Raw genomic sequence first — 22,150 nt, 5'->3', positions numbered from 1 at the left:
GGGGACGTCCATGTTTCGCAACACCACATTCGCCGCGGCCGCCGCCGTGGCCCTGGGGCTGGCCGCCTGCGCGCCGGAGACGCCGCCGCCCGCCCCCAAGCCCAAGCCGTCAGACGGCTTTCCCGCCGCTGACCGCGCCTTTGTCGACGGCGCCGTCCAGGTGATCGCCCAGGACCTTGGGCCGTCGGTCGTCTTCCGCGACCTGGCGATCAGCGACACGGGGCAGGGCAGGAGCCTGTGCGGCGATGCGGCTCTCCCGGGCGAGGCCTGGAAGGGGATCGTCGTTCGCAAGGGCGAGGCTGAGGGCGATTTCCTGGTGCTGATCGCCGGCGACAATCTCTCGCCGCGCGCCTTGCCCCAGTGCCGCGCACTGGTGCTGAAGTATCTGGGCGAGGCCAAGGTCGATTGGTACGAGGCCGAGACCGCCATGAACCAGGCCGGTTGCGCCCATATCGACGTCAATTACTGGACGGGCTGGAAGGACTACTGCCAAGGCGCGCAGACCAAGCCGGCGAAGACGCAATCCTAAGTGGGCAACCTTCGGTGGAAATATGACGTATTGTAAAAAGACTCTCGTTATTTCAGTCCGTTAAATGAAATTTCAGCCGGGCGGCCTGAAAAGGAGTGCAAATTCCTTCCTCTCGCCCGGACACCATGCGCTCGGACATCTCCACCAAGGTCAGCCTGACCATCGCCGCCGCCTTCGCCGTTCTCCTGGCCGGGCTGCTCGCCGTGGTCGCCTGGAGCTCGCTCGGCTTCGCCAAGCGCCAGGCCGTGGCCCAGCAGGAGACCAGCATGCGCGTGGCCTGGGACGTCATCGGCCGGCAGGGCCAGACGTTCCGTCGCGAGGGCGAGCAACTGCTGATCGGCGACCACGTGCTGAACGGCGACCTGGCCGGCGTCGACCGCGTCAAGGCGCTGGCCGGGGGCGTGGCCACCGTGTTCGCGGGCGACAAGCGCATCAGCACCAACGTGGAAAAGCCGGACGGCTCGCGCGCCGTCGGCACCAGCCTGGCCCAGGGCCCGGTCTATGACGCGGTGCTCGGCCGCGGCGAGCCCTATCGTGGCGAGACCAAGATCCTCAAGCGCGACTACTTCGTGGCCTACGACCCGATCAAGGACGCCTCGGGCCAGGTGATCGGCGTAATGTTCGTGGGCGTGCCCAAGGACATCTATTTCGGTCCCGTCTACCGCCAGCTGGCCTGGCTGGGCGTGGCCGGCGTGCTGCTGGGCATGGCCGGCGGCGTGGCCTCGGTGCTGACCGTGCGCCGCCAGCTGTCGCCGCTGAAGACCCTGCGCGAGGCCATGGCCCGCCTGATGAAGGGCGACCTGAACGTGGCCCTGCCGTTCGCCGGCCGCCGCGACGACATCGGCCTGATGGCCGACGCCGTGCACGCCTTCCGCGACGACGCCGAGGCCAAGCGCCGCATCGAGGCCGACGCCGCCAGCGACCGCGACCAGGCCGAGGCCGACCGCGCCGCCGCCCAGGCCCGCGACGCCCGCTCGGCCCGCGAGCAGAACCTGGTGGTCGAGAGCCTGGCCGAGGGCCTGGGTCGCCTGTCGAACGGCGACCTGACCGTCCGTCTCGACCAGCCCTTCGCCAATGACTACGAGGGCCTGCGCAGCGACTTCAACCAGGCCGTCGAGCGCCTGGAAGCGGCGATGAGCTCGGTTGTCGACGCCGTCGGCGCGCTCAATGCCGGCGCCGGCAGCATCGCCGACGCCTCGTCCGACATCTCCGACCGCACCGAGCAGCAGGCCGCCAGCCTGGAAGAGACCGCCGCGGCGCTGGAAGAGATCACCGTCACCGTCCGCCGCACCGCCGAGGGCGCGCGCGGCGCTCACATGGCCGTCCGTGAAGCCCAGACCGAGGCCGGCCGCTCGCGCACCGTGGTCGAGGAGACCATCGCCGCCATCGGCGGGGTCGAGGCCTCGTCGCACCAGGTGGGCCAGATCGTCGGCGTCATCGACGAGATCGCCTTCCAGACCAACCTGCTGGCTCTCAACGCCGGCGTCGAAGCCGCGCGCGCCGGCGACGCGGGCAAGGGTTTCGCGGTCGTGGCCCAGGAAGTGCGGGCCCTGGCCCAGCGCTCGGCCGAAGCGGCCAAGGAGATCAAGGTCCACATCGCCGACAGCGCCCGTCAGGTCGAGGCCGGGGTGAAGCTGGTCGGCCGCACGGGCGAGGCTCTGCAGAAGATCGTCGCCCAGGTCGAGGCCATCGACGGCATCGTCAGCCAGATCGCCGCCGGCGCTCAGGAACAGTCGGTGGGCCTGTCGCAGGTCAATACGGCCGTGAACCAGATGGACCAGGGCGCCCAGCGCAACGCGGCCCTGATCAGCCGCTCGGCCGGCGACAGCCGCAACCTGGTCACCGCCGCCGACGAGCTGTCGGGCATGGTGGCGCGCTTCCGCACCACCCAGGCCGCCTCGGCCGGGCTGCGCCGCGCCGGCTAGTCCTTCTTCGTCTTCTTCTCCTGCATCTCGAGCAGGCGCAGCTGCTGGCCTCTGGCGTCGCGCTGGCGGCCCAGCCCGTCCTGCTCGAGACCCCCGACCATCGGGATGTCCTTGCCCCGGCCGGGGCCGTCGCGGCTGCGATGGTCGACACCGGGGCCCATAGGCGCGTCGCGATAGGCCCGATCGGCCTCCTGCCGCAGCGCCTGGATGTCGAACTCGCGGCGCTTGCCCGCCTCGATCGGCGCGGCGTACTCCGGCGCATTGCGCGCGGCCTCGCCCCAGCGCTCGTCGCAGCGTTCCCTCTCACGCCTGTTGAGCCCCACGGCCCTGTCGTTGGCGCAGCCCGTGCTGCTGCCCCGCAGGGCGCTCTTGAGGTCGCCGCCGGGCTGGGCGGCGGGCAGGGGCGCCGGATGGGTCCCCGTCGCGCGCTCGCGCGACCCCGCCGAGGGCGCGGCCACGAACGGGGAGGGGGCGATTCCCGCCGGAGCCGGACGCCGGGCCTCGCGTGGAATCGGCAGCGGGCTGGCGGCGGTCGCCGGCGCGGCTCGCTGGGCCTCGCGAGGGACCTCGCGCGGCGTCTGCGTCATCAGCTCGATGGTCACGGTCGAGACTGCGTCCTGGTCTGGAAACACCGCGCGCACGGGCAGGGCCAGCCAGGCCAGAACCGCCAGGTGCACGGCCGCCGAACCGCCCGCGACGGCCCAGAACCGCTTGTCGGGCTTGGCTTGCGCGGGAGGATCCAGCAGAAGGGTTATGGACCGCGCGGCGGCTTCGACCACGAAGGACTCGACGACAAGGGAAGGTTGCTGGGCGAGGCTGGCGATCGCTGATGGCGAAAGCGTGGCCGTCTTCGCGCCCTGGTAAACGTCGCATTAACCGACGCAGAAGGCGGTGATTGACGTGGAGCCCCTTCGCGAGTAGGTTCCGCGCTCTTTTCGAGGTGGGTCTTGCGCCCGTCCTGATGAGCGTCCGTCCCTTAACCGACGGCAGGCCCGCCGGAACGCTTTCCGCGTCCCGGCGAGTTTCGTGTTTATCGGGTCTCCAATCGGAGCCTTGAAGCCGGAAAGAAGAACGACAAGGACCCTGAAGCGCTTCGGCCGAAAGGCACACGCTTCCATCAGAGCAGAGACTTAATGCCTACCGTCAACCAGCTCATCCGCAAGCCGCGCTCTCCGAAGCCGGTCCGGAACAAGGTGCCCGCCCTGAAGGGCTGCCCCCAACGTCGCGGCGTCTGCACCCGCGTCTACACGACGACCCCGAAGAAGCCGAACTCGGCTCTGCGTAAGGTCGCCAAGGTCCGTCTGACCACCGGCATCGAAGCCGTGTGCTACATCCCGGGCGAAGGCCACAACCTGCAGGAGCACTCGGTGGTGCTCATCCGCGGCGGCCGCGTCAAGGACTTGCCCGGCGTCCGCTATCACATCCTGCGCGGCGTCCTCGACACCCAAGGGGTCAAGGATCGTAAGCAGCGTCGTTCGCTCTACGGCGCCAAGCGTCCGAAGTAAGGAAGAAGAAGAATGTCCCGCCGCCGTCGCGCCGAGAAGCGTCAAGTCCTGCCGGACCCCAAGTTTGGGGATCTGGTCGTCACGAAGTTCATGAACTACGTGATGTACGAAGGCAAAAAAGCCGTCGCCGAAAACATCATCTACGGCGCCTTCGATATCCTGGAAGCCAAGCGCAAGGACCAAGGTCCGCTTGAAACCTTCCACTCCGCCCTGGACAACGTCGCCCCGGCGATCGAAGTCCGTTCGCGCCGCGTCGGCGGCGCCACGTACCAAGTGCCGGTTGAAGTCCGTCCGGACCGTCGCCGCGCCCTGGCCATCCGTTGGCTGGTGACCGCCGCCCGCAAGCGCGGCGAGAACACCATGACCGAAAAGCTGGCTGGTGAGCTGCTCGACGCTTCGAACAACCGCGGCACCGCCGTGAAGAAGCGCGAAGACACCCACAAGATGGCTGAAGCCAACCGGGCCTTCTCGCACTACCGCTGGTAAGCTTTCTTACCAGCACCCTTTCAGGCGCGGGCGGTTTGCGATAAACCGCCCGCGCCGCACGTTTAAATCCCGGTCGTGTCCGTCAGGGCCGCCCCGTTTCGCAGAGCGATCGCTATGCCCCGCACGCATAAAATCGAAGACTACCGCAACTTCGGCATCATGGCCCACATCGACGCGGGCAAGACGACGACGACCGAGCGGATCCTGTATTACACCGGTAAGTCCCACAAGATCGGCGAAGTCCACGACGGCGCCGCCACCATGGACTGGATGGAGCAGGAGCAGGAACGCGGCATCACCATCACGTCGGCCGCGACGACCGCTTTCTGGAACGACAAGCGCCTCAACATCATCGACACCCCCGGGCACGTCGACTTCACCATCGAAGTCGAGCGCAGCCTGCGCGTTCTCGACGGCGCCGTGACGGTGCTGGACGGTAACGCCGGCGTCGAGCCGCAGACCGAAACCGTCTGGCGTCAGGCCGACAAGTACAAGGTTCCGCGGATCGTGTTCGTCAACAAGATGGACAAGATCGGCGCCGACTTCGACAAGTCGGTCGAGTCGATCCGCGACCGCCTCGGCGCCAAGGCCGTGCCGATCCAATTCCCGATCGGCGCCGAAAGCGCGCTGAAGGGCCTGGTGGACCTGGTCCGCATGAAGGCCGTGGTCTGGGACAACGACGGCCTGGGCGCTTCGTACCGTGACGAAGAAATCCCCGCCGACCTGATGGACAAGGCCGTCGCGGCCCGCGCCTACCTGGTCGAGAACGCCGTCGAACTCGACGACGACGCCATGGAAGCCTACCTGGGCGGCGAAGAGCCTTCGGAAGAAGTCATCAAGAAGTGCCTGCGCAAGGCCGTTCTGACCGGCGCCTTCTACCCGATCCTCTGCGGCTCGGCCTTCAAGAACAAGGGCGTGCAGCCCCTGCTCGACGCCGTCGTCGACTACCTGCCGTCGCCGGTGGACATCCCGCCGACCAAGGGCATCGACTTCAAGACCGAAGAAGAAATCGTTCGCAAGGCCTCGGACGAAGAGCCGCTGTCGGTTCTGGCGTTCAAGATCATGGACGACCCCTTCGTTGGTTCGCTGACCTTCTGCCGCCTGTACTCGGGCAAGATGGAAACCGGCATGAGCCTGCTGAACTCGACGCGCGACAAGCGCGAGCGGGTCGGCCGCATGCTGCTCATGCACTCCAACAACCGTGAAGACATCAAGGAAGCCTACGCCGGCGACATCGTCGCCCTGGCCGGCCTCAAGGAAACCCGCACGGGCGACACCCTGTGCGATCCGCTGAAGTCGCCGGTGATCCTGGAGCGCATGGAGTTCCCGGCCCCGGTTATCGAAATCGCCGTCGAGCCCAAGTCGAAGGCCGACCAGGAAAAGCTGGGCGTCGCCCTGCAGAAGCTGGCCGCCGAAGACCCGTCCTTCACCGTCTCGACCGACTTCGAGTCGGGCCAGACGATCCTGAAGGGCATGGGCGAACTGCACCTCGACATCAAGATCGACATCCTCAAGCGCACCTACAAGGTGGAAGCCAACATCGGCGCGCCGCAGGTTGCCTATCGTGAATCGCTGGGCCGCAAGGTCGACATCGACTACACGCACAAGAAGCAGACCGGTGGTACGGGCCAGTTCGCCCGCGTCATGATCACCTTCGAGCCGGGCGAGCCGGGTTCGGGCTTCGTGTTCGAGTCGGCGATCGTCGGCGGCGCCGTGCCGAAGGAATACATCCCGGGCGTCCAGAAGGGCCTGGAATCGGTCAAGGACAACGGCCTGCTGGCCGGCTTCCCGCTGATCGACTTCAAGGCGACCCTGACCGACGGCAAGTACCACGACGTCGACTCGTCGGTCCTGGCCTTCGAAATCGCCGCTCGCGCCGCCTTCAAGGAACTGCGCGAGAAGGGTTCGCCCAAGCTGCTCGAGCCGATCATGAAGGTCGAGGTCGTGACCCCGGAAGAGTACCTGGGTTCGGTCATCGGCGACCTGAACAGCCGTCGCGGCATGATCCAGGGTCAGGACATGCGCGGTAACGCCACCGTCGTGAACGCCTATGTTCCGCTGGCCAACATGTTCGGTTACGTGAACACCCTGCGCGGCATGTCGCAAGGCCGCGCTCAGTTCAGCATGGTCTACGACCACTACGATCCGGTGCCGCAACACGTCGCCGACGAAGTGATCAAGAAGTACGCCTAAGCTTTTCGTCCCCGGACGAAACGTTTAGCGGAAGAGTAGGGCGGGTCTTCGGACCCGCCCGCCCAAACCCCAGAAGTTCAACCAACGGCCCCTCTGGGGTCCTGGAGCTAAGAAGATGGCCAAGGAAAAGTTCGAACGTACTAAGCCGCACTGCAACATCGGCACCATCGGTCACGTTGACCATGGCAAGACGACGCTGACGGCCGCGATCACGATCACGCTGGCGAAGTCGGGCGGCGCGACCGCCAAGAACTACGCCGACATCGACGCTGCGCCGGAAGAAAAGGCCCGCGGCATCACGATCAACACGGCTCACGTCGAGTACGAGACGGCCAACCGTCACTACGCTCACGTCGACTGCCCCGGCCACGCCGACTACGTGAAGAACATGATCACGGGCGCGGCCCAGATGGACGGCGCGATCCTGGTCGTGTCGGCCGCCGACGGCCCGATGCCGCAGACCCGCGAGCACATCCTGCTGGCCCGTCAGGTCGGCGTGCCGGCCCTGGTCGTGTTCATGAACAAGGTCGACATGGTCGACGACGAAGAGCTGCTCGAGCTCGTCGAAATGGAAGTTCGTGAGCTGCTGTCGTCCTACCAGTTCCCGGGCGACGACATCCCGATCACCAAGGGTTCGGCCCTGGCCGCCGTGGAAAACCGCGACGCCAACATCGGCGAAGAGAAGATCCTTGAGCTGATGGCTTCGGTCGACGCCTACATCCCGCAGCCGGAACGCCCGATCGATCAGGCCTTCCTGATGCCGGTCGAAGACGTGTTCTCGATCTCGGGCCGCGGCACCGTGGTCACCGGTCGCGTCGAGCGCGGCATCGTGAAGGTCGGTGAAGAAGTCGAAATCGTCGGCATCCGTCCGGTCCAGAAGACCACCTGCACGGGCGTCGAAATGTTCCGCAAGCTGCTGGACCAAGGTCAAGCCGGCGACAACGTGGGCGTGCTGCTGCGCGGCACCAAGCGTGAAGACGTCGAGCGCGGCCAAGTGCTCTGCAAGCCGGGCTCGATCACCCCGCACACCAAGTTCGTGGCCGAGGCCTACATCCTGACCAAGGAAGAAGGCGGCCGTCACACGCCGTTCTTCACGAACTACCGTCCGCAGTTCTACTTCCGCACCACCGACGTGACCGGCATCATCAAGCTGCGCGAAGGCGTGGAAATGATCATGCCGGGCGACAACGCCGAGCTGGACGTCGAGCTGATCACCCCGATCGCCATGGAAGAGAAGCTCCGCTTCGCCATCCGTGAAGGCGGCCGCACCGTCGGCGCCGGCGTCGTCGCGAAAATCGTCGAGTAATCGACGCTTCTTAGCTTCGGCTGACAAAGCGAAGGCCCCGGGGGGAAACCTCCGGGGCCTTTTCTTTTGGAACCTCCCCCTGTGGGGGAGGCGGCCGAAGGCCGGTGGGGGAAGTTTTCTGATGAGTTCAGTGCTCCCGCCCAAGCCACCACACCCCCGCCTCCCTCGCCCTCGTGGCGAGGGCCCACGTCGGCCGCTGCTCAGACGGCGGGCGAACTCGAAAGGTCTGAGCGGGCTGAACCATGGATCCTCGCCACGAGGGCGAGGAAGGCGTGGTTTGGTGTGGCCCGGATGGGCATGGAGCAGCGTGGATCCCCGGCGTATCGCCAACAGAGTTTCACAAACTCAACCGCTTGCAACTTTCTCAGCCTGCTGGATCAGACGCGCTCAAACCCGCCGCATAATCATTGGGTCCCGTCGCGGGGAGAGGGCGCAAGGATCCGGCCCGAAGCGGCGACGTGGATGCGATCGAGCGGGGCTGAGGGAGCGGCGTGAGCCGGGCCCGAAGGCTTAAATGAGGATGGGGGACGTAAATCCATCCATCGGGAGCTTGCCCAAATAGGCTCCCGCCCGTCCAAGGGTTCGCGCCGCCATGCACGCCTGGCCGCCAAGAAACGGGGCGCATTGCATGGGGAAGGGGCACAGGGCTGAAGACGCCCGCGCGCCCCGGCCTGAGGAACAACGATCGCGCGGGGCGTTTAAGCTTCGTCGAAACGGTACTTGAAACTCACACATCCGGGCGAAGCCCGGACGCCCCGCGCCCTCTCCATCAACTTCCGTGGTTTCCACGAGAGGCCGCGAAGCCGTGCCCCAAGATCCTCCCCCTGAAGGGGGAGGTGGCCCGAAGGGCCGGAGGGGGAAGCGCCTGATGAGATCAGTACGCCTCCAACACCAGCAGCCTCTTCCCCCTCAGTCGCTTCGCGACAGCTCCCCCTTCAGGGGGAGCATCTGGGCAGAGGGCCCCGGAAGCGACGTCCTACGACTTGGGCTTCTTGGCCTTCAGGCTCGGCCAGGCCTCGGCGTACTCCTCGGGGGTCAGCTTGCGCATCGCCGAGACGCGGTAGCTGCGCGACGAGCCGGTGACCTCGGGCACGATGACCATGGCGTCGAGCGGCGAGCAGACCCAGGAGCCGGTGCGCGACTTGATGCCGATGCGGGTGGCGACGTCGAGGTCGAAGGGGGTGTTCAGCAGGGTCAGCTGGAAGGCTTCCTTGCGGCCCAGGTCGACATTGAGCGTACGGTCGTCGACGACCTGATAGCCGCGCACCTGGTCGGCGAAGAAGCAGCCGTCGCGCGTGCCGGCCGGCTTGGCCTTTTCGGCCGGAGCCTGGGTCGCGGCGAGGGCGGGGGCGGCGAGGCCCGCGGCCAGGCCGAGGGTGCAGAGGAGGGAGACGGAGCGGCGCACGGCGAAGGCCTCCTGATCGGACCTGCCGCCACTATAGCGCGACGGGATCGCCGCCGTATTTCGAATTGTAGCCCGATTGCGGCGAATTCAGGCGGCCTGGCGCGAAAGGTCCTCGATCCAGGCGTCCAGGTCGGCCACGGCCCGCCGCACGCCCTGGCGCAGGCGCTCCAGGGGCGCATCCAGCGGCAGGCCCTCGATGCAGGCGGTCTCCAGCTCGGCGGCGTCGCGCGACAGGCGCATGAAGCCGAGGATCCCCGCCGAGCCGGCCAGGCGGTGGGCGTCCTCGCGCAGGGCCTCGGGGCTTTCGTCCTGGAAGCGGTCGAGCAGTTGCTGGCGCAGCATGTCGGCCAGGCGCGCCACGCGGGCGGCGCCCATGGCCGAGGCCAGGGCCTCGCGGGCGGCGGCCTCGTCGCCGGCCTCGTCGGCCGTGGTCGTGGCGCCGGCGTCGGCGGTCCTGGCCAGGTGCAGGGCCAGGGCCTGGTCGAGGTCGCGCTCGCTGAGCGGCTTGAGCAGGTGTCCGACCATGCCGGCGTCGAGGCAGGCGGCGACCTGCCGCGGCGCGCCGCTGGCGGTCAGGGCCACGATCGGGGCGGCGGTCAGGCCGCGTCGGCGGATCTCGCGGGTGGCCGTCAGGCCGTCGACCACCGGCATGTGCACGTCCATCAGCACCAGATCGAAGGCGGCGCGCTCGAGCGCCTTGACCGCCTGGGCCCCGTCGTCGGCGGTCTCGACCACGCAGCCGCGACGGCCGAGCAGCTCGCTGAACAGCTCGCGGTTCAGCTCGACGTCGTCGACCAGCAGGATCCGCCTGCCGGGGAAGGCGGCCCGGCCGGCCGGCTCGGCCGGCGCTACGGTGGTCGGGGACGAGGCCAGGGGCAGGGCGATCTCGAAGGCGAAGGTCGAGCCTTCGCCCAGCTCGCTCTCCACCCAGATCCGGCCTTCCATCAGCTCGACCAGCTCGCGCGAGATGGCCAGCCCCAGTCCGGTGCCGCCGAAGGTGCGGGTGATCGAGCTGTCGGTCTGCGAGAAGCGCTTGAACAGTCGGTCGATCTTGTCGGGCGCGATGCCGACGCCCTGGTCGACCACGCTGATGCGCAGGCTCGCGCGGCCGTCGGCTTGCCTGAGGACCTCGACCTGCGTGGTCACCGAGCCGTGGCGGGTGAACTTCACGGCGTTGGACAGAAGGTTCAGCAGGACCTGCCGCAGGCGGTGGCGGTCGCCGACGTACCAGCCGTCGAGGTCGCCGACCATGCGCAGGTCGACCTGGTGCTCGTCGGCCTGGGGTTCGACCATGGCCGTGGTCTCGACCAGCATTTCCTTCAGGGCGAAGGGCGCGCTTTCCAGGGTGACGGCGCGGGCCTCGAGCTTGGAGAAGTCGAGGATGTCGTTGATCAGGGCGTTGAGGGCCTCGCCGGCCCCGCGCACCCGCTCGGCCCGCCGGCGGTCCTCGGCGGCCAGGTGGGGGCTTTCGGCCAGCAGGCGCGAGAAGCCGATCACCCCGTTCAGGGGCGTGCGCAACTCGTGGCTCATATTGGCCAGGAACTCGGCCTTGGCGTGGTTGGCTTCCTCGGCGGCGTCGCGGGCCGAGGCCAGTTGGGTGGCCATGGCCGCCAGCTGCAGGGTCTGGTGCTCCAGGGCCTCCTGGGCCTCGACACGGGCGGTCTGGTCCTGGACCTGGGCGATGAAGTGCTTGGGCGAGCCGTCGGGCGCGCGGACCAGCGACACCGACAGGTGCACCCAGACGATGCGCCCTTCCTTGTGGATGTAGCGCTTGTCCATGCCGTAGCTGGCGATCTCGCCGGCCATCAGCTGGCCCAGCAGGGCCAGGTCCTTGTCGAGGTCGGCGGGGTAGGTGATCGTCTGGAAGTCGGTCGCCAGCATCGCGGCCTCGTCGTAGCCGACGATGTCGCAGAAGGCGGCGTTGATCTTGTTGAACGCCCCGTCCAGCGTGACCAGGGCCATGCCCACCGAGGCGTGGTGGAAGGCGGTCTCGAACTCCTCCATCTGCGCCTTGCGGGCGCTGATGTCGTGCATCAGGGCGGTGAACTGCCAGCCGTCGGCGCTGCGGGCGGCGCTGATCGCCAGTTCGACCGGGAAGACCTCGCCGTCGCGGCGCAGGGCCGAGATCTCGATCCGCTGGTCGAGCACCGCGCCCCGGCCGGTGGCCAGGAACTGGGTCAGGCCCTCGTCATGGGCCTGACGCAGGCCGGTGGGAATGATCAGGTCCGACAGCCTGCGTCCCTGGGCCTCGGCCGCCGTCCAGCCGAAGGTGCTCTCGGCGAAACGGTTCCAGTCGGTGACGACCCCGGCTTCGTCCATGGTGACGATGGCCTGATAGGCGTCGGCGATGACCCGGCGGGCCCGGGCCTCGCTGGCTTCCAGCTTGCGCCGCAGGGCGCGTTCGTCGGTGATGTCGCGCAGCACGCCGAAGACGGCGATGACGCGGCCGTCCTCGTCCAGTTCGCAGGTGGCGCGCGAATGGCCCTGGCGGACCGAGCCGTCGGCCCGCAGCAGCCGCAGCTCGTGCTCGAGCACGGCGCGCTCGACGACCACCTGCCGGGCGCGGGCTTCGGCCGCGGCCCGGTCGTCGGGGTGGTACATCTCCAGCCAGTTTTCGAAAGTGGGCGTGAAGGTCGCCGGATCGCGGCCGTAGATCCGATAGACCTCGTCCGACCAGGTGATGGTCTGGTTGACCAGATCGCAGCGCCAGTGACCGACGCCCGAGATCGCCTCGGTCATGGCCAGCATGCGGCGCTGTTCGAGCATCAGCCGCTCGGCCCGGCCCTTTTCCATGCGGGCGACCACGGCGTCGGCCAGCATCCGCAGGCGGTCGAGGTCTTCCTCGGAGGGGCGGGGGCGGGGCGCGCTGTCGATGACGCAGAGGGTGCCAAGGTTATGGCCGTCACGATCGCTGAGCACGGCGCCGGCGTAGAAGCGGATGTCGGGCGCGCCGGTGACCAGCGGATTGGCGGCGAAACGCGGATCGGCCGTGGCGTCCTCGACGACCATGACCGAGTGGGTCTCCTGGCGCAGGGCATGGGCGCAGAAGGCCATTTCGCGAGGGGTGGACTCCGCGTCCAGCCCGTATCGCGACTTGAACCATTGCCGGTGCTCGTCGACCAGCGAGATCAGGGCGATGGGCGCGTCGAACAGTTCGGCGGCGAAGTCGGTCAGCCGGTCGAACGCCGGCTCGGGAGCCGTGTCCAGGATGCGGTAGGAGGCCAGGGCCGCCAGGCGATCGTGTTCGAGCATGTTTGGGGCGCCGCTATCTTAGGTCGATAGGGTGACCCGATGCGCCTTCACATCTACTGAACGTCGGTATCGGTGCGCTGCGGCCTATTGAAGCAGAAGTCCCGCGCACAAACGAAAACGCGCCTCTCCGCAGGGGATGAGGCGCGCGATCGGAAGATCGGAAATGGAGAGAGGGTCTCAGGCCGGCTCGTCGTCGACCATCGCCTTGACCAGGTCGACCACGCGGCGGCGCAGGCGGCGGTCGTTGAGGCGGGGGAACAGGTCGGCCAGCTCCAGACCTTCGGGCGTGGCCACGAACTGCGTCATGCGCTGGGCGACGCCGTCGTCCTCGCCGTTGTCGGTCTCTTCGAGGCCGTCGAAGAAGTAGGACACCGGCGACTGCAGCAGGCGGGCGGCGTCGTAGAGCTTGCTGGCGCTGATGCGGTTGGCGCCGCGCTCGTACTTCTGGATCTGCTGGAAGGTGATGCCCAGGGCGTCGGCGAGCTGGGTCTGGCTCAAGCCGAGGACCTTGCGCCGAATCCGCATGCGGGCGCCGACATAGATGTCGACGGGGTGAGCGACTTCGGCGGTGGGCTTCTGGGTCATGATGATCTCGTCCTCGGCTCCGGTCGGACCGTAGCGGTGCACGTGGCGCGGTTGTTTAAGGTGAAGAATAGACCGCTGATCGTATTCCGTCACGTCGCCTCGACGTCGCATGTCGCTCACACGACACAAATGCCGCACCCTTGCGTCGGTGCGACGACAGAAAAGCATTCGGACTTGACCTTTTGACCGCCGGGCGGTGTCTGCCGCCCATGATTTTGCAGTCAGGCGCGCGCGTCGCGATCGCCGGAGCCGGCGCCTTCGGCTCTGCGACGGCGCTGATTCTCTCCCGACTCGGGTTCAAGGTGACGGTGTTCGACCCCGCGCCCCCCGGTGAAAACGCCTCTGGCGTCGCGGCCGGCATGCTGGCGCCTGCGGCCGAGGCCGTCTTCGACGCCGTCTCGCGTGGCCACCTGCCGGTCTTGCGCAGGGCCCGCGATCTCTGGACGGCTTTCGCGCAGGACGTGGGGATCGCCCTGGACCGTCAGGGCCTCGCCATCGAGGGCGACGAGGCTTTCCTGGCCAAGGTCGAGGCAGCCCTGGTCGAGGCAGGCGCGCGCTTCTCCCGCACGCCGACGGGCCTGTTCAGCGACGAGGACTGGCGGCTGGACGCCCGGTCGGCGCTGTCGACCCTGCGTGGGGCGGCGATCGCGGCCGGAGCGGATTTCGATGCGCGCGGGGTGGCCGCCTTCTCCGAAGGTCGCGTGACCCTGGACGACGGCGAGGTCCTGGCTTTCGACGCCCTGGTGGTCGCCACCGGCGGCGGCGGCGGGCAGGGGCTGGCGCCTGAACTCGCGGCCCTGACGCCGATCAAGGGCCAGATCCTGCGGCTGGAAACCGCCATGGCCGAGGGGCCGGTGCTGCGCGGCCAGGGCGTCTACATCGCGCCGGGGTCCCGCCCGGCGGTGGGCGCGACCATGGAGGCGGGGCGCGACGACCGCGAGCCCGACCCGGCCGTGGTCGAGCCGCTGCGGATCGCCGCCGAGCGTCTGCGGCCGGAGCTGGCGGGCGCCCCGTCGGTGATCGAGGTCGGCGTTCGCGCCTCGACCGCCGATGGCCTGCCGCTGGTGGGGAAGAGCCGGGTTCCCGGCGTGATCCTGGCGGCCGGGGCGCGTCGCAACGGCTGGCTGCTCGCTCCGCTTGTGGCCGACATGGTCGCGGCGTATCTGACGGACGCCGATCCCGGAGAGGACGCGGCCGCCTTCGATCCGCAGCGTTTCGAGGGCTAGATAAAGAGCGACCAAGCGCAGGGAAGGGACGACATGGCCGGTTTCTGGCTGACCGACGAGCAGGAAGCGATCCGTGAAGGCGTGGCCAAGGTGTGCGCCGCCTTCGACGACGAGTACTGGCGCCGGACCGACGAGACCGGAAACTTCCCCGAGGAATTCGTGGCCGCGATCGCCGAGGGCGGCTGGCTGGGCGTGGCCATGCCCGAAAGCGTCGGCGGGGCGGGCCTGGGCCTGACCGAGGCGGCCGTGATGATGCAGACCGTGGCCCAGTCGGGCGCGGGCTTCTCGGGCGCCAGCGCCATCCACCTCAACATCTTCGGCCCGATGCCGCTGGTGAAGTTCGGCACCGACGAGCAGCGCGAACGCCTGCTGCCGCGCATCATCTCGGGCGAGGACAAGATGTGCTTCGCCGTCACCGAGCCCAACTCGGGCCTGGATACCTCCAGCCTGGAGACCAAGGCCGAGAAGGTCGACGGCGGCTACCGCCTGAACGGCCGCAAGATCTGGACGACCGGCGCCCAGCGCGCCAACAAGATCCTGATCATCGCCCGCACTACGCCCAAGGACCAGTGCGCCAAGCCCACGGGGGGGCTCAGCCTGTTCTACACCGACCGCGAGCAGATCGAGGCCAAGCCGATCCCGAAGATGGGGCGCAAGGCCGTCGAGTGTAACATGCTCTTCATCGAGGACCTGTTCGTGCCCCAGGAGGATCTGGTGGGCGAGGAGGGCAAGGGCTTCTCGTACCTGCTGCACGGCCTCAACCCCGAGCGGGTGCTGTTCGCCGTCGAGGCCATCGGCCTGGGCCGGGCGGCTCTTGCGAAAGCCTCGACCTACGCCAAGGAACGCGTGGTGTTCGGCCGTCCGATCGGCCAGAACCAGGGCGTGGCCCACCCGCTGGCCAGGTCGTGGGCGGAGCTGGAAGCGGCCAACCTGATGGCCTTCAAGGCCGCGGCCCTCTACGACGCCGGCAAGGACTGCGGGGCCGAGGCCAACGCCGCCAAGTACCTGGGCGCGGAAGCCGGCTTCTCGGCCTGCGAGGCCTCGGTGCTGGCGCATGGCGGTATGGGCTATGCCAAGGAGTACGACGTCGAGCGCTATTTCCGCGAGGCGATGATCGCCCGCATCGCGCCGGTCAGCCGCGAGATGATCCTGAACTTCATCGCCGAGCGCGTGCTGGGCCTGCCCAAGAGCTATTGAAAGGGTCCGGCCCTCGCTCCGATACGGTGAAGCGAGGGCCGGCGACCAGGCTATTCGGCGGCGTTGAAGCGGATGGGGATCCTTACCTGCGCGCCGTCGACCGCCTGGCCGTTCTCGAGTTGCGGCTTCATCTTGAAGAACCGCGACAATTTCAGAGCCGCATTGCCGAAGCCTTCGCTGGCAGGGCTTTCATCGACCACGATGCAGTTCTGCACCGTGCCCTTGGCCGTGACCGCGCAGTTCAGCGTCGCCCCGCCGGAAACCCCGCGCCGCTGGGCGCTTTCGGGGTAGTAGCGCGACATGTCGTCGGCGCTCGGCATCTTCAGCCAACTCGCCCGGGTGATGATCCGGGGCGCGGGAGCGGTCGACGGCGGCGCGGGCGGCGCCGGGGGATCGGCCGTGAAGGTGGGCGGCGCGGCGATGGTCGGAGGGCCCGGATCCCTGGGAATGGGCACGGGCAGCGGCTCGGGCGTCGGGAACGGCGTCGGCAGCGGCGGGTGCACCGGGATCGGGTTCGAGGCCCGGGGCGGCGTCGGCGCCGGCTGTTCCGGGGGCGGCGGAGGCGGCGGCTTGGGCGCCAGCGGCAGGATCTCGATGCCGTTGTCGTCGATGATCTCGGTCGGCATCACCACGTACTTCTGCACCGCGATATAGGCGAACAGGGCCACGTGCGCCGCGCCGGAGATCGCCAGGGCCGTCACCAGCCCCTTGGACAGCTTGCGCTTTTCCTCCCGGTCCAGGCCGGCGATGCGCGGATTGAAGTCGGCGGGGTGGGCGATCATGGCGACCTCCGTGAAGCGGTGTCGATCGGTTTCGACGTCCTCACGCTGTCATGTAAATTGACGCTCGTAAACTGAAAAAATGACGATCGTAAAATTTATGCTCGAGCCGCTGTGGGGGCCCTGTATGGGCGCCGATGGCGAGGCGACATGTCGCGGCCCATCCGGCGAACGCGGAAACGTGGTTAAGTCGGCGTTAACCACGCTGGTTCAGACATTCGGTCCATGGCCGTCCAATCCATCCGCAACGTCGTCGAGTCGGCGATCCAGCGCGCGTCGAACGCGACTGGCGTCGACTTCACGTTCCTGATGGGCACCGCCAAGCGCGAGAGCGGCTACAATCCAGCCGCCAAGGCGCGGACCTCCTCGGCCTCGGGCCTGTTCCAGTTCGTCGACCAGACCTGGCTGGCCACGCTGAAGAAACACGGCGCCAAGTACGGTTACGCCCGCTATGCCGACCTGATCCAGCAGGGATCCGACGGTAGGTACCGCGTCGCCGGCGACGAGGCTCGCAAGGCCGTTCTGGGCCTGAAGCTCGACCCGCACGCCGCTTCGTTGATGGCCGGTGAGCTGGCTTCGGATCATGCCTCCTACCTGCGCGGCCGCGTCGGACGCAGTCCGACCTCGGGCGAGCTTTATGCCGCCCACTTCCTGGGCCCGCAGGGCTCGGCCCGTCTGATCGAGGCGGCCAACCGCAATCCCGGCGCCAGCGCGGCCTCGATGTTTCCGGAAGCCGCCGCCGCCAATCGCTCGATCTTCTATCGCGACGGCCGCGCCGCCACCGTGGGCGAGGTCTATGCCAACCTGACCAAGACCGGCGGCTCGGCCGGCGGCGCTCCGACGGTGCGTGAACGCGAACCCGAGACCGACACGGGCTTCCTGCAGTACGCTTCGGGCCGTCGCCTGGATCGCATCGACCAGCAGAAGGCCGTCGTCGACCTCGTAATGCGCGGCTCGCAGGGCTATGGCGGCGCCTTCAGCGGCAATCGCTCGGACGAGGGCGGCGGGGTCAGCCGCGTGGCCAACAGCCTTTTCTCGGCCGAGATGCTGCGCATGCTGTCGGACGCCAACGCCGGTTCGGCCGGCGGCAAGGCGCGCTAGGGCCTGAGGGCCTCGATCTCTTCCTCCGAATAGCCGAGCTCGGCCAGGACGCCGGCCGTGTCTGCGCCCAAAGCCGGGGCGGGCGTGCGCGGCTGCTCCTCGACATCCGAGAAGCGGGCCGGTGCGGCCGGCGAGCGTCGCCCGTCCTGCGTCTCGACGAAGCAGCCCGCGGCTTCGGCTTGAGGATCCTGGACCAGGTCGCGCGGCGTCTGCCAGGGCGCCCAGGTGATGTCGCCCGCGTCGAGGGCGGCGGCGGCGGTGTCGTAGTCCATGGCGCCGAAGGCGTCGTCGAGGATGTCGACCAGGGCGGCGGTGTTCTCGCGCCGGGCCCGGGCGCCGGAGAAGCGCGGGTCGTCGACCAGTTCGGGGCGGCCGACGGCGGCGGCGATGCGCGGCCAGTCGGTCGCGCCCTGACGGGCCAGCAGGCAGATCCAGCGGCCGTCACGGGTCTGGAAGAAGTTGGCCAGCGGCTGCACGGCTTCGCGGCGCGGACGGGTCGAGGCCAGCTTGCCGAAATGCAGCTGGATGGCCAGGTCCGAGCCGATGGCATAGGCCCCAGTGCGCAGCAGCGAGGTCTCGACAAGGCGTCCAACGCCGGTCCGATGGCGTTCGTGTACGGCCGCCAGGATCGCCGAGACCGTGGCCAGAGAGGTGACGTGGTCGCCCATGCCGGTGCGGATCGGGAAGGGCTCGGCGCCCTTGGGCGCGGTCAGGGCCCCGACCCCGGCGCGCGACCAGAAGGCGGCGACGTCCATGCCCGGCTTGTCGGCGTCGGGACCGGTCAGGCCGTAGCCCGTGAGGCTGCAGTAGACGAGGCGAGGGAAGGCCGCGCGCAGGGTCTCGTGGTCGAGGCCCGCGCGGCGCAGGGCGGCGGGGCGGACATTGGTCAGGAAGATGTCGGCGGTGGCGACGAGACGCTTGAGCGCCTGTGCGCCGGCCGGGGTGCGTATGTCGAGCACGACCGAGCGCTTGCCGCGGTTGTCGAGCTCGAAGACCGGATTGGCGGCGTGGTCCGAACCGATGGTCTCGAAGAAGCGGCGCATCGGATCGCCCTCGGGCGACTCGACCTTGACCACGGCGGCGCCCCAGTCGGCCAGGATGCCGGCCGCGCCCGGGGCGGCGATATAGGTGGCCAGCTCGACGACCTTCAGGTCCCGCAGCATCCGCTTCCTCCGCTTTTCTTGTCCTTGTCGACGAGATTAGCGGTCAAACGAGCGTTGGAAAGTCCGATCAGGCCGCGCCGCGCGAGGCCTCAGTGCGCGAAGCCTCAGTGCGGGGCGCGCGGGTGAGGGCGGCGGCGTCGGCGACGGCGCGGGCGACGCCCGCCACGCTGACCGGCTTGCGCAGCACGGTGTCGGCGCCGGCCTCGGTGCATTCGCGAGCCTCGTCGGCGTCGCCGCCGATGACGGCGATGATGGGCATCTGCCCGCCGGCGCCCGGCATGGCGCGGATCTCGGCGGCGGTCTGCGGGCCGTCCAGCACCGGCATGCGGCCGTCGAGCATGACGAGATCGAACTCGCAGACCTTGGCCAGGTCGACCGCGCGGCGGCCGTTCTGGGCGTGCACCACCTGGTGGCCGAGCTGCTCGAGGATGGCGCGCAGCATGGCCGCGTTCAGGGCGTCGTCCTCGGCGATCAGCACGCGCAGGCTGCGCTGGACGTCGGGGGCCGGATCGGCGGCGGCCAGGGTCTCCTCGACGGGCTCCTGCGGGCAGGGGCAGGCGGCGTCGTAGGGCAGCAGCAGGGTGAAGCAGCTGCCGACGCCCAGCGCGCTGCTGGTCTCCAGCGCGCCGCCCATCAGCTTGGCCAGCTGGCGCGACAGCGACAGGCCAAGGCCCGCGCCGTTGACGCCGGCGCCGGTGCGCTCGACCCGGCGGAAGGGTTCGAAGGCCTGCTCAAGCTCCTCGGCCGAGAGGCCGGGACCGGTGTCGGCGACCTCGATGGCGATGCGGTCGTCGCCGCGGGGTTCGATCCGCACCTCGACCCGGCCGCGCACGGTGTATTTCACCGCGTTGCCGACGAGGTTGGCGATGATCTGGCGGGTGCGCATCGGGTCGGCCATGGTCGCGCCCAGCGTGCGGTTCTCCAGCGAGGCGTCGACGTGGACGGCCAGTTCCAGGCCCTTGGCCAGGGCGTGGGGACGTTCCAGCAGGGCGAGGTCCCGGACCAGGCGCACCGGTTCGAAGGCCTGGGTTTCGACCGCCAGGCGGCCGGACTCGGCGGTTTCGGCGTCGAGCGTGGCGTTCAGCACCGCGATCAGGTCCTGGGCGGCGTCGAGGGCGGCGTTCAGTTGCTCGCGCGACGGCGCGGCGCGACCGCCCTTGCCGGCGGCCGCGGCCAGCACGTGGGTGACGCCGGTCAGGCCGTTGCGGATCTCGTGGCTGAGGGTGGCGACGATGTCGGACTTGGAGCGGGCGGTGCGCTCGGCGGTCTCGAGCACGCGCATCCGCTCCTCGATCAGGGCCTCGTGGGCCACGGCCAGGGCGTGCTGACGGCGCAGCATGCGGTTGAAGATCATGGCCATGGCCACGGCCAGGGCCATGCCGCCGGCGGCCATCAGGCCGGCATGGCGGCTTTCGGGGCGGCTGAACAGCGCCCAGAGCGGACCGATGGCGGCCATCGGCGCGACCACGATCAGGCAGTGCACGACGGGGGCCGAGAAGAAGATGCAGACCATGCCGGCGGCGGCGGCCAGCAGCAGCAGGGTCTCGCGCACCGGACCCGCGCCATCGGCGAAGGCCGACATCTGGATCACGCCCAGCGCCCACAGCAGGCCGCCCGCGACCTGAAGCCGCAGCCGCAGGGAGAGGTTTTCGGCCTGGGGCGTCTTGAGCCAGTTGGTGATCCCGTAGAACACGCCCCAGTTGATGGCGAAGATCGCAAAGCTCAGCGACATCCACACCGCGTTGACCGCGAACGAGCCCGCCCAGACGAAGAAGGGCAGGCTTACGGCGAAGATCGCCAGGGCGTAGGGCAGCAGAGCCACCTGCACGCCGAGGGCGAGCGCGGTGTCGGCCCCGGGCCGCTTCACATCGTTGGGGCGTCGCTCTGCGAACAAGAATCAAATCCTCGGGCGGTTAAGCCAGGACGCTAGGCGAGCACGGTTTGCGGCGGGTTACGCGGTATCGTTAATGCCGGGGGCTTTGCGGGCAAACAATCGTTAACGCTAACCGTCACATTGTTTGATTCGACCGTCCATTCGCAGAAGGCCAGGCCCATGGCCACGACCCGCGCCGCGCTGACCACCGACGATATCCGCATGCTCGTGAAGGGCGGGACGCCCGACGAGCGCGCCCTGGCCGCGCACAAGCTGTGCCGCAAGATCGACCGCGCCGAGCTTTCCGAGGACGAGCGCCTGCAGGCTCAGGAAATCCTGCGGGTGATGGCCGCCGACGCCGCCGAACTGGTGCGTCGGGCCCTGGCCGTGACCCTGAAGACCTCGCCGCTGCTGCCGCCCGACGTCGCCAACCGCCTGGCCCGCGACGTCGAGAGCGTGTCGCTGCCGGTGATCAGCTTCTCGCCGGTGTTCACCGACCAGGATCTCGCCGAGATCATCCGCCTGGGCGGACCCGTGCGCCAGATGGCGATCGCGCGCCGGCCCAAGCTGTCGAGCAAGATCACCGGCCTGCTGGTCGACCAGGCGCCTGAAGACGTCGTGGCCGCCGTCTGCGCCAACGACAACGCCCGCTTCTCGGACCTGGCCCTGCAAAAGGCGCTGGACCGGTTCGCCAAGTCCGAAACCGTGCTCCAGGCGGTCGCCTACCGCGCCGTGCTGCCGCTGTCGGTGACCGAGCGCCTGATCGACATGGTCGGCGACCAGCTGCGCGAGCACATCCTCGACAACCACGCCCTGTCGGCCGAGCGGGCGCTGGAGATCATCGTCGGCGCCAAGGAGCGTGCGACCCTCGACCTGGTGGACCAGGCCGGCCGCACCGCCGATCCCAAGGCCTTCGTCGCCCACCTGCACCGCGTGGGCCGTCTGACCCCGTCGCTGCTGCTGCGCGCCCTGGCGCACGGCCACATGACCTTCGTCGAGTGGGGCCTGGCCGAACTGGCCGGGGTGCCGCATCACCGCACCTGGCTGATGGTTCACGACGCCGGGACCTTGGGCCTGAAGGCCGTGTATGAGCGGGCCGGCCTGCCGTCGCGCCTGTTCCCGGCGTTCCGCGCCGGGGTCGACGCCTATCACGGCATGGAGTTCGACGGCCGCCCCGGCGAGCGCGAACGGTTCCAGGAACACATGCTGCAACGCTTCCTGACCTCCTCCCAGGCGGTGTCGCGCGAAGAGAGCGACTACCTGCTGGACAAGCTGGACCGCCTGGCTGGTTTCAAGGCCCGCGCGGCGGGGTAGGGCGCTTCGTCCCTCAAGACGCTCCCCCTGAAGGGGGAGCTGTCGGCCCCCGGGTCCGGCCAAAGGCCGGCCCGAGGATGAACTCCGCCGACTGAGGGGGAAGTGATTACTGCCTTTGATGGCGCACTAACCTCATCAGGAACTTCCCCCTCCGGCCCTTCGGGCCACCTCCCCCTTCAGGGGGAGGGTCTGGACGTGCGACTTCGCACTCCCGTGAAATCTCACGAAAGCTGGCGGGGAGGCGCGGAGCGGCCGGGCGGAGCCCGGAGACCGTGTGTTTGTTTAGCGTTTCGGCTTCGTCGACCGCTCCG

At 68.7% G+C, this 22,150-nt stretch carries 17 protein-coding genes; 10 read left to right on the top strand and 7 right to left on the bottom strand.

Annotated elements, in window-relative coordinates:
• The first annotated feature begins 10 nt into the window (after window positions 1-10).
• On the top strand, window positions 11-529 hold the full coding sequence (locus P7A99_RS22600) for a hypothetical protein (RefSeq protein ID WP_277795980.1): 519 nt from the start codon (window positions 11-13) through the stop codon (window positions 527-529).
• A gap of 125 nt (window positions 530-654) precedes the next feature.
• Window positions 655-2,454 carry a methyl-accepting chemotaxis protein gene (locus tag P7A99_RS22595; RefSeq protein WP_277795979.1) on the top strand — a complete coding sequence of 600 codons (1,800 nt, stop codon included), beginning with the start codon at window positions 655-657 and terminating at the stop codon, window positions 2,452-2,454.
• On the opposite strand, the gene P7A99_RS22590 is transcribed toward P7A99_RS22595, so the two are convergent.
• Window positions 2,451-3,233, bottom strand: a complete 783-nt coding sequence (locus P7A99_RS22590; RefSeq protein ID WP_277795978.1) for a hypothetical protein — start codon at window positions 3,231-3,233, stop codon at window positions 2,451-2,453. The two genes, P7A99_RS22595 and P7A99_RS22590, sit on opposite strands and share 4 nt — an antisense overlap.
• Window positions 3,234-3,587: 354 nt before the next feature.
• Here P7A99_RS22590 and rpsL point away from each other — a divergent pair, with 354 nt between their 5' ends.
• From rpsL to tuf, 4 genes are all read left to right on the top strand, one after another.
• Window positions 3,588-3,959 carry a 30S ribosomal protein S12 gene (gene rpsL, locus P7A99_RS22585; protein WP_058350131.1) on the top strand — a complete coding sequence of 124 codons (372 nt, stop codon included), beginning with the start codon at window positions 3,588-3,590 and terminating at the stop codon, window positions 3,957-3,959.
• 12 nt (window positions 3,960-3,971) lie between these two features.
• Complete coding sequence (gene rpsG / locus P7A99_RS22580; protein WP_004624018.1) at window positions 3,972-4,445, top strand: 30S ribosomal protein S7; 474 nt, start codon at window positions 3,972-3,974, stop codon at window positions 4,443-4,445.
• A gap of 114 nt (window positions 4,446-4,559) precedes the next feature.
• Complete coding sequence (gene fusA, locus P7A99_RS22575; RefSeq protein ID WP_277795977.1) at window positions 4,560-6,638, top strand: elongation factor G; 2,079 nt, start codon at window positions 4,560-4,562, stop codon at window positions 6,636-6,638.
• Between the two features lie 115 nt (window positions 6,639-6,753).
• Complete coding sequence (gene tuf / locus P7A99_RS22570) at window positions 6,754-7,944, top strand: elongation factor Tu (protein ID WP_277794742.1); 1,191 nt, start codon at window positions 6,754-6,756, stop codon at window positions 7,942-7,944.
• 976 nt (window positions 7,945-8,920) lie between these two features.
• Here the strand turns inward: tuf and P7A99_RS22565 are convergent.
• The 3 genes from P7A99_RS22565 to P7A99_RS22555 all read right to left on the bottom strand — a co-directional run bounded on the left by P7A99_RS22565 (window position 8,921) and on the right by P7A99_RS22555 (window position 13,186).
• Entirely contained in the window at window positions 8,921-9,349 is a 429-nt protein-coding gene (locus P7A99_RS22565) for a DUF6491 family protein (RefSeq protein WP_277795976.1), read from the bottom strand.
• 87 nt (window positions 9,350-9,436) lie between these two features.
• Window positions 9,437-12,601 carry a PAS domain S-box protein gene (locus P7A99_RS22560; protein ID WP_277795975.1) on the bottom strand — a complete coding sequence of 1,055 codons (3,165 nt, stop codon included), beginning with the start codon at window positions 12,599-12,601 and terminating at the stop codon, window positions 9,437-9,439.
• 177 nt (window positions 12,602-12,778) lie between these two features.
• Entirely contained in the window at window positions 12,779-13,186 is a 408-nt protein-coding gene (locus P7A99_RS22555) for a helix-turn-helix domain-containing protein (protein WP_058350643.1), read from the bottom strand.
• A 209-nt stretch (window positions 13,187-13,395) separates the two neighbouring features.
• Between P7A99_RS22555 and P7A99_RS22550 the strand changes: the two genes are divergently transcribed.
• Window positions 13,396-14,412 (top strand): NAD(P)/FAD-dependent oxidoreductase, encoded by a 1,017-nt coding sequence (locus P7A99_RS22550; protein ID WP_277795974.1) that lies wholly within the window; start codon window positions 13,396-13,398, stop codon window positions 14,410-14,412.
• Between the two features lie 33 nt (window positions 14,413-14,445).
• Window positions 14,446-15,609: an acyl-CoA dehydrogenase family protein gene (locus P7A99_RS22545; RefSeq protein ID WP_277795973.1), complete on the top strand. Its 1,164-nt coding sequence runs from the start codon at window positions 14,446-14,448 to the stop codon at window positions 15,607-15,609.
• 50 nt (window positions 15,610-15,659) lie between these two features.
• Here P7A99_RS22545 and P7A99_RS22540 read toward each other — a convergent pair whose 3' ends face one another.
• Window positions 15,660-16,391 (bottom strand): energy transducer TonB, encoded by a 732-nt coding sequence (locus P7A99_RS22540; protein WP_277795972.1) that lies wholly within the window; start codon window positions 16,389-16,391, stop codon window positions 15,660-15,662.
• Between the two features lie 222 nt (window positions 16,392-16,613).
• On the opposite strand from P7A99_RS22540, the gene P7A99_RS22535 reads away from it, so the two are divergent.
• Complete coding sequence (locus P7A99_RS22535; RefSeq protein ID WP_277795971.1) at window positions 16,614-17,489, top strand: transglycosylase SLT domain-containing protein; 876 nt, start codon at window positions 16,614-16,616, stop codon at window positions 17,487-17,489.
• On the opposite strand, the gene P7A99_RS22530 is transcribed toward P7A99_RS22535, so the two are convergent.
• Complete coding sequence (locus P7A99_RS22530) at window positions 17,486-18,652, bottom strand: CaiB/BaiF CoA transferase family protein (RefSeq protein WP_277795970.1); 1,167 nt, start codon at window positions 18,650-18,652, stop codon at window positions 17,486-17,488. The genes P7A99_RS22535 and P7A99_RS22530 overlap by 4 nt on opposite strands.
• A 67-nt stretch (window positions 18,653-18,719) precedes the next feature.
• Window positions 18,720-20,546 (bottom strand): ATP-binding protein, encoded by a 1,827-nt coding sequence (locus P7A99_RS22525; RefSeq protein WP_277795969.1) that lies wholly within the window; start codon window positions 20,544-20,546, stop codon window positions 18,720-18,722.
• Between the two features lie 159 nt (window positions 20,547-20,705).
• Between P7A99_RS22525 and spbR the strand changes: the two genes are divergently transcribed.
• Complete coding sequence (gene spbR / locus P7A99_RS22520; RefSeq protein WP_277795968.1) at window positions 20,706-21,839, top strand: pole-localized protein SpbR; 1,134 nt, start codon at window positions 20,706-20,708, stop codon at window positions 21,837-21,839.
• Window positions 21,840-22,150: the final 311 nt, after the last annotated feature.

This window comes from Caulobacter endophyticus, from assembly GCF_029543245.1.
Classification (GTDB): domain Bacteria; phylum Pseudomonadota; class Alphaproteobacteria; order Caulobacterales; family Caulobacteraceae; genus Caulobacter; species Caulobacter endophyticus_A.
The sequence above is the reverse complement of the archived record's forward strand: the minus strand, read 5'-3'. Positions and strand labels throughout refer to the sequence as shown.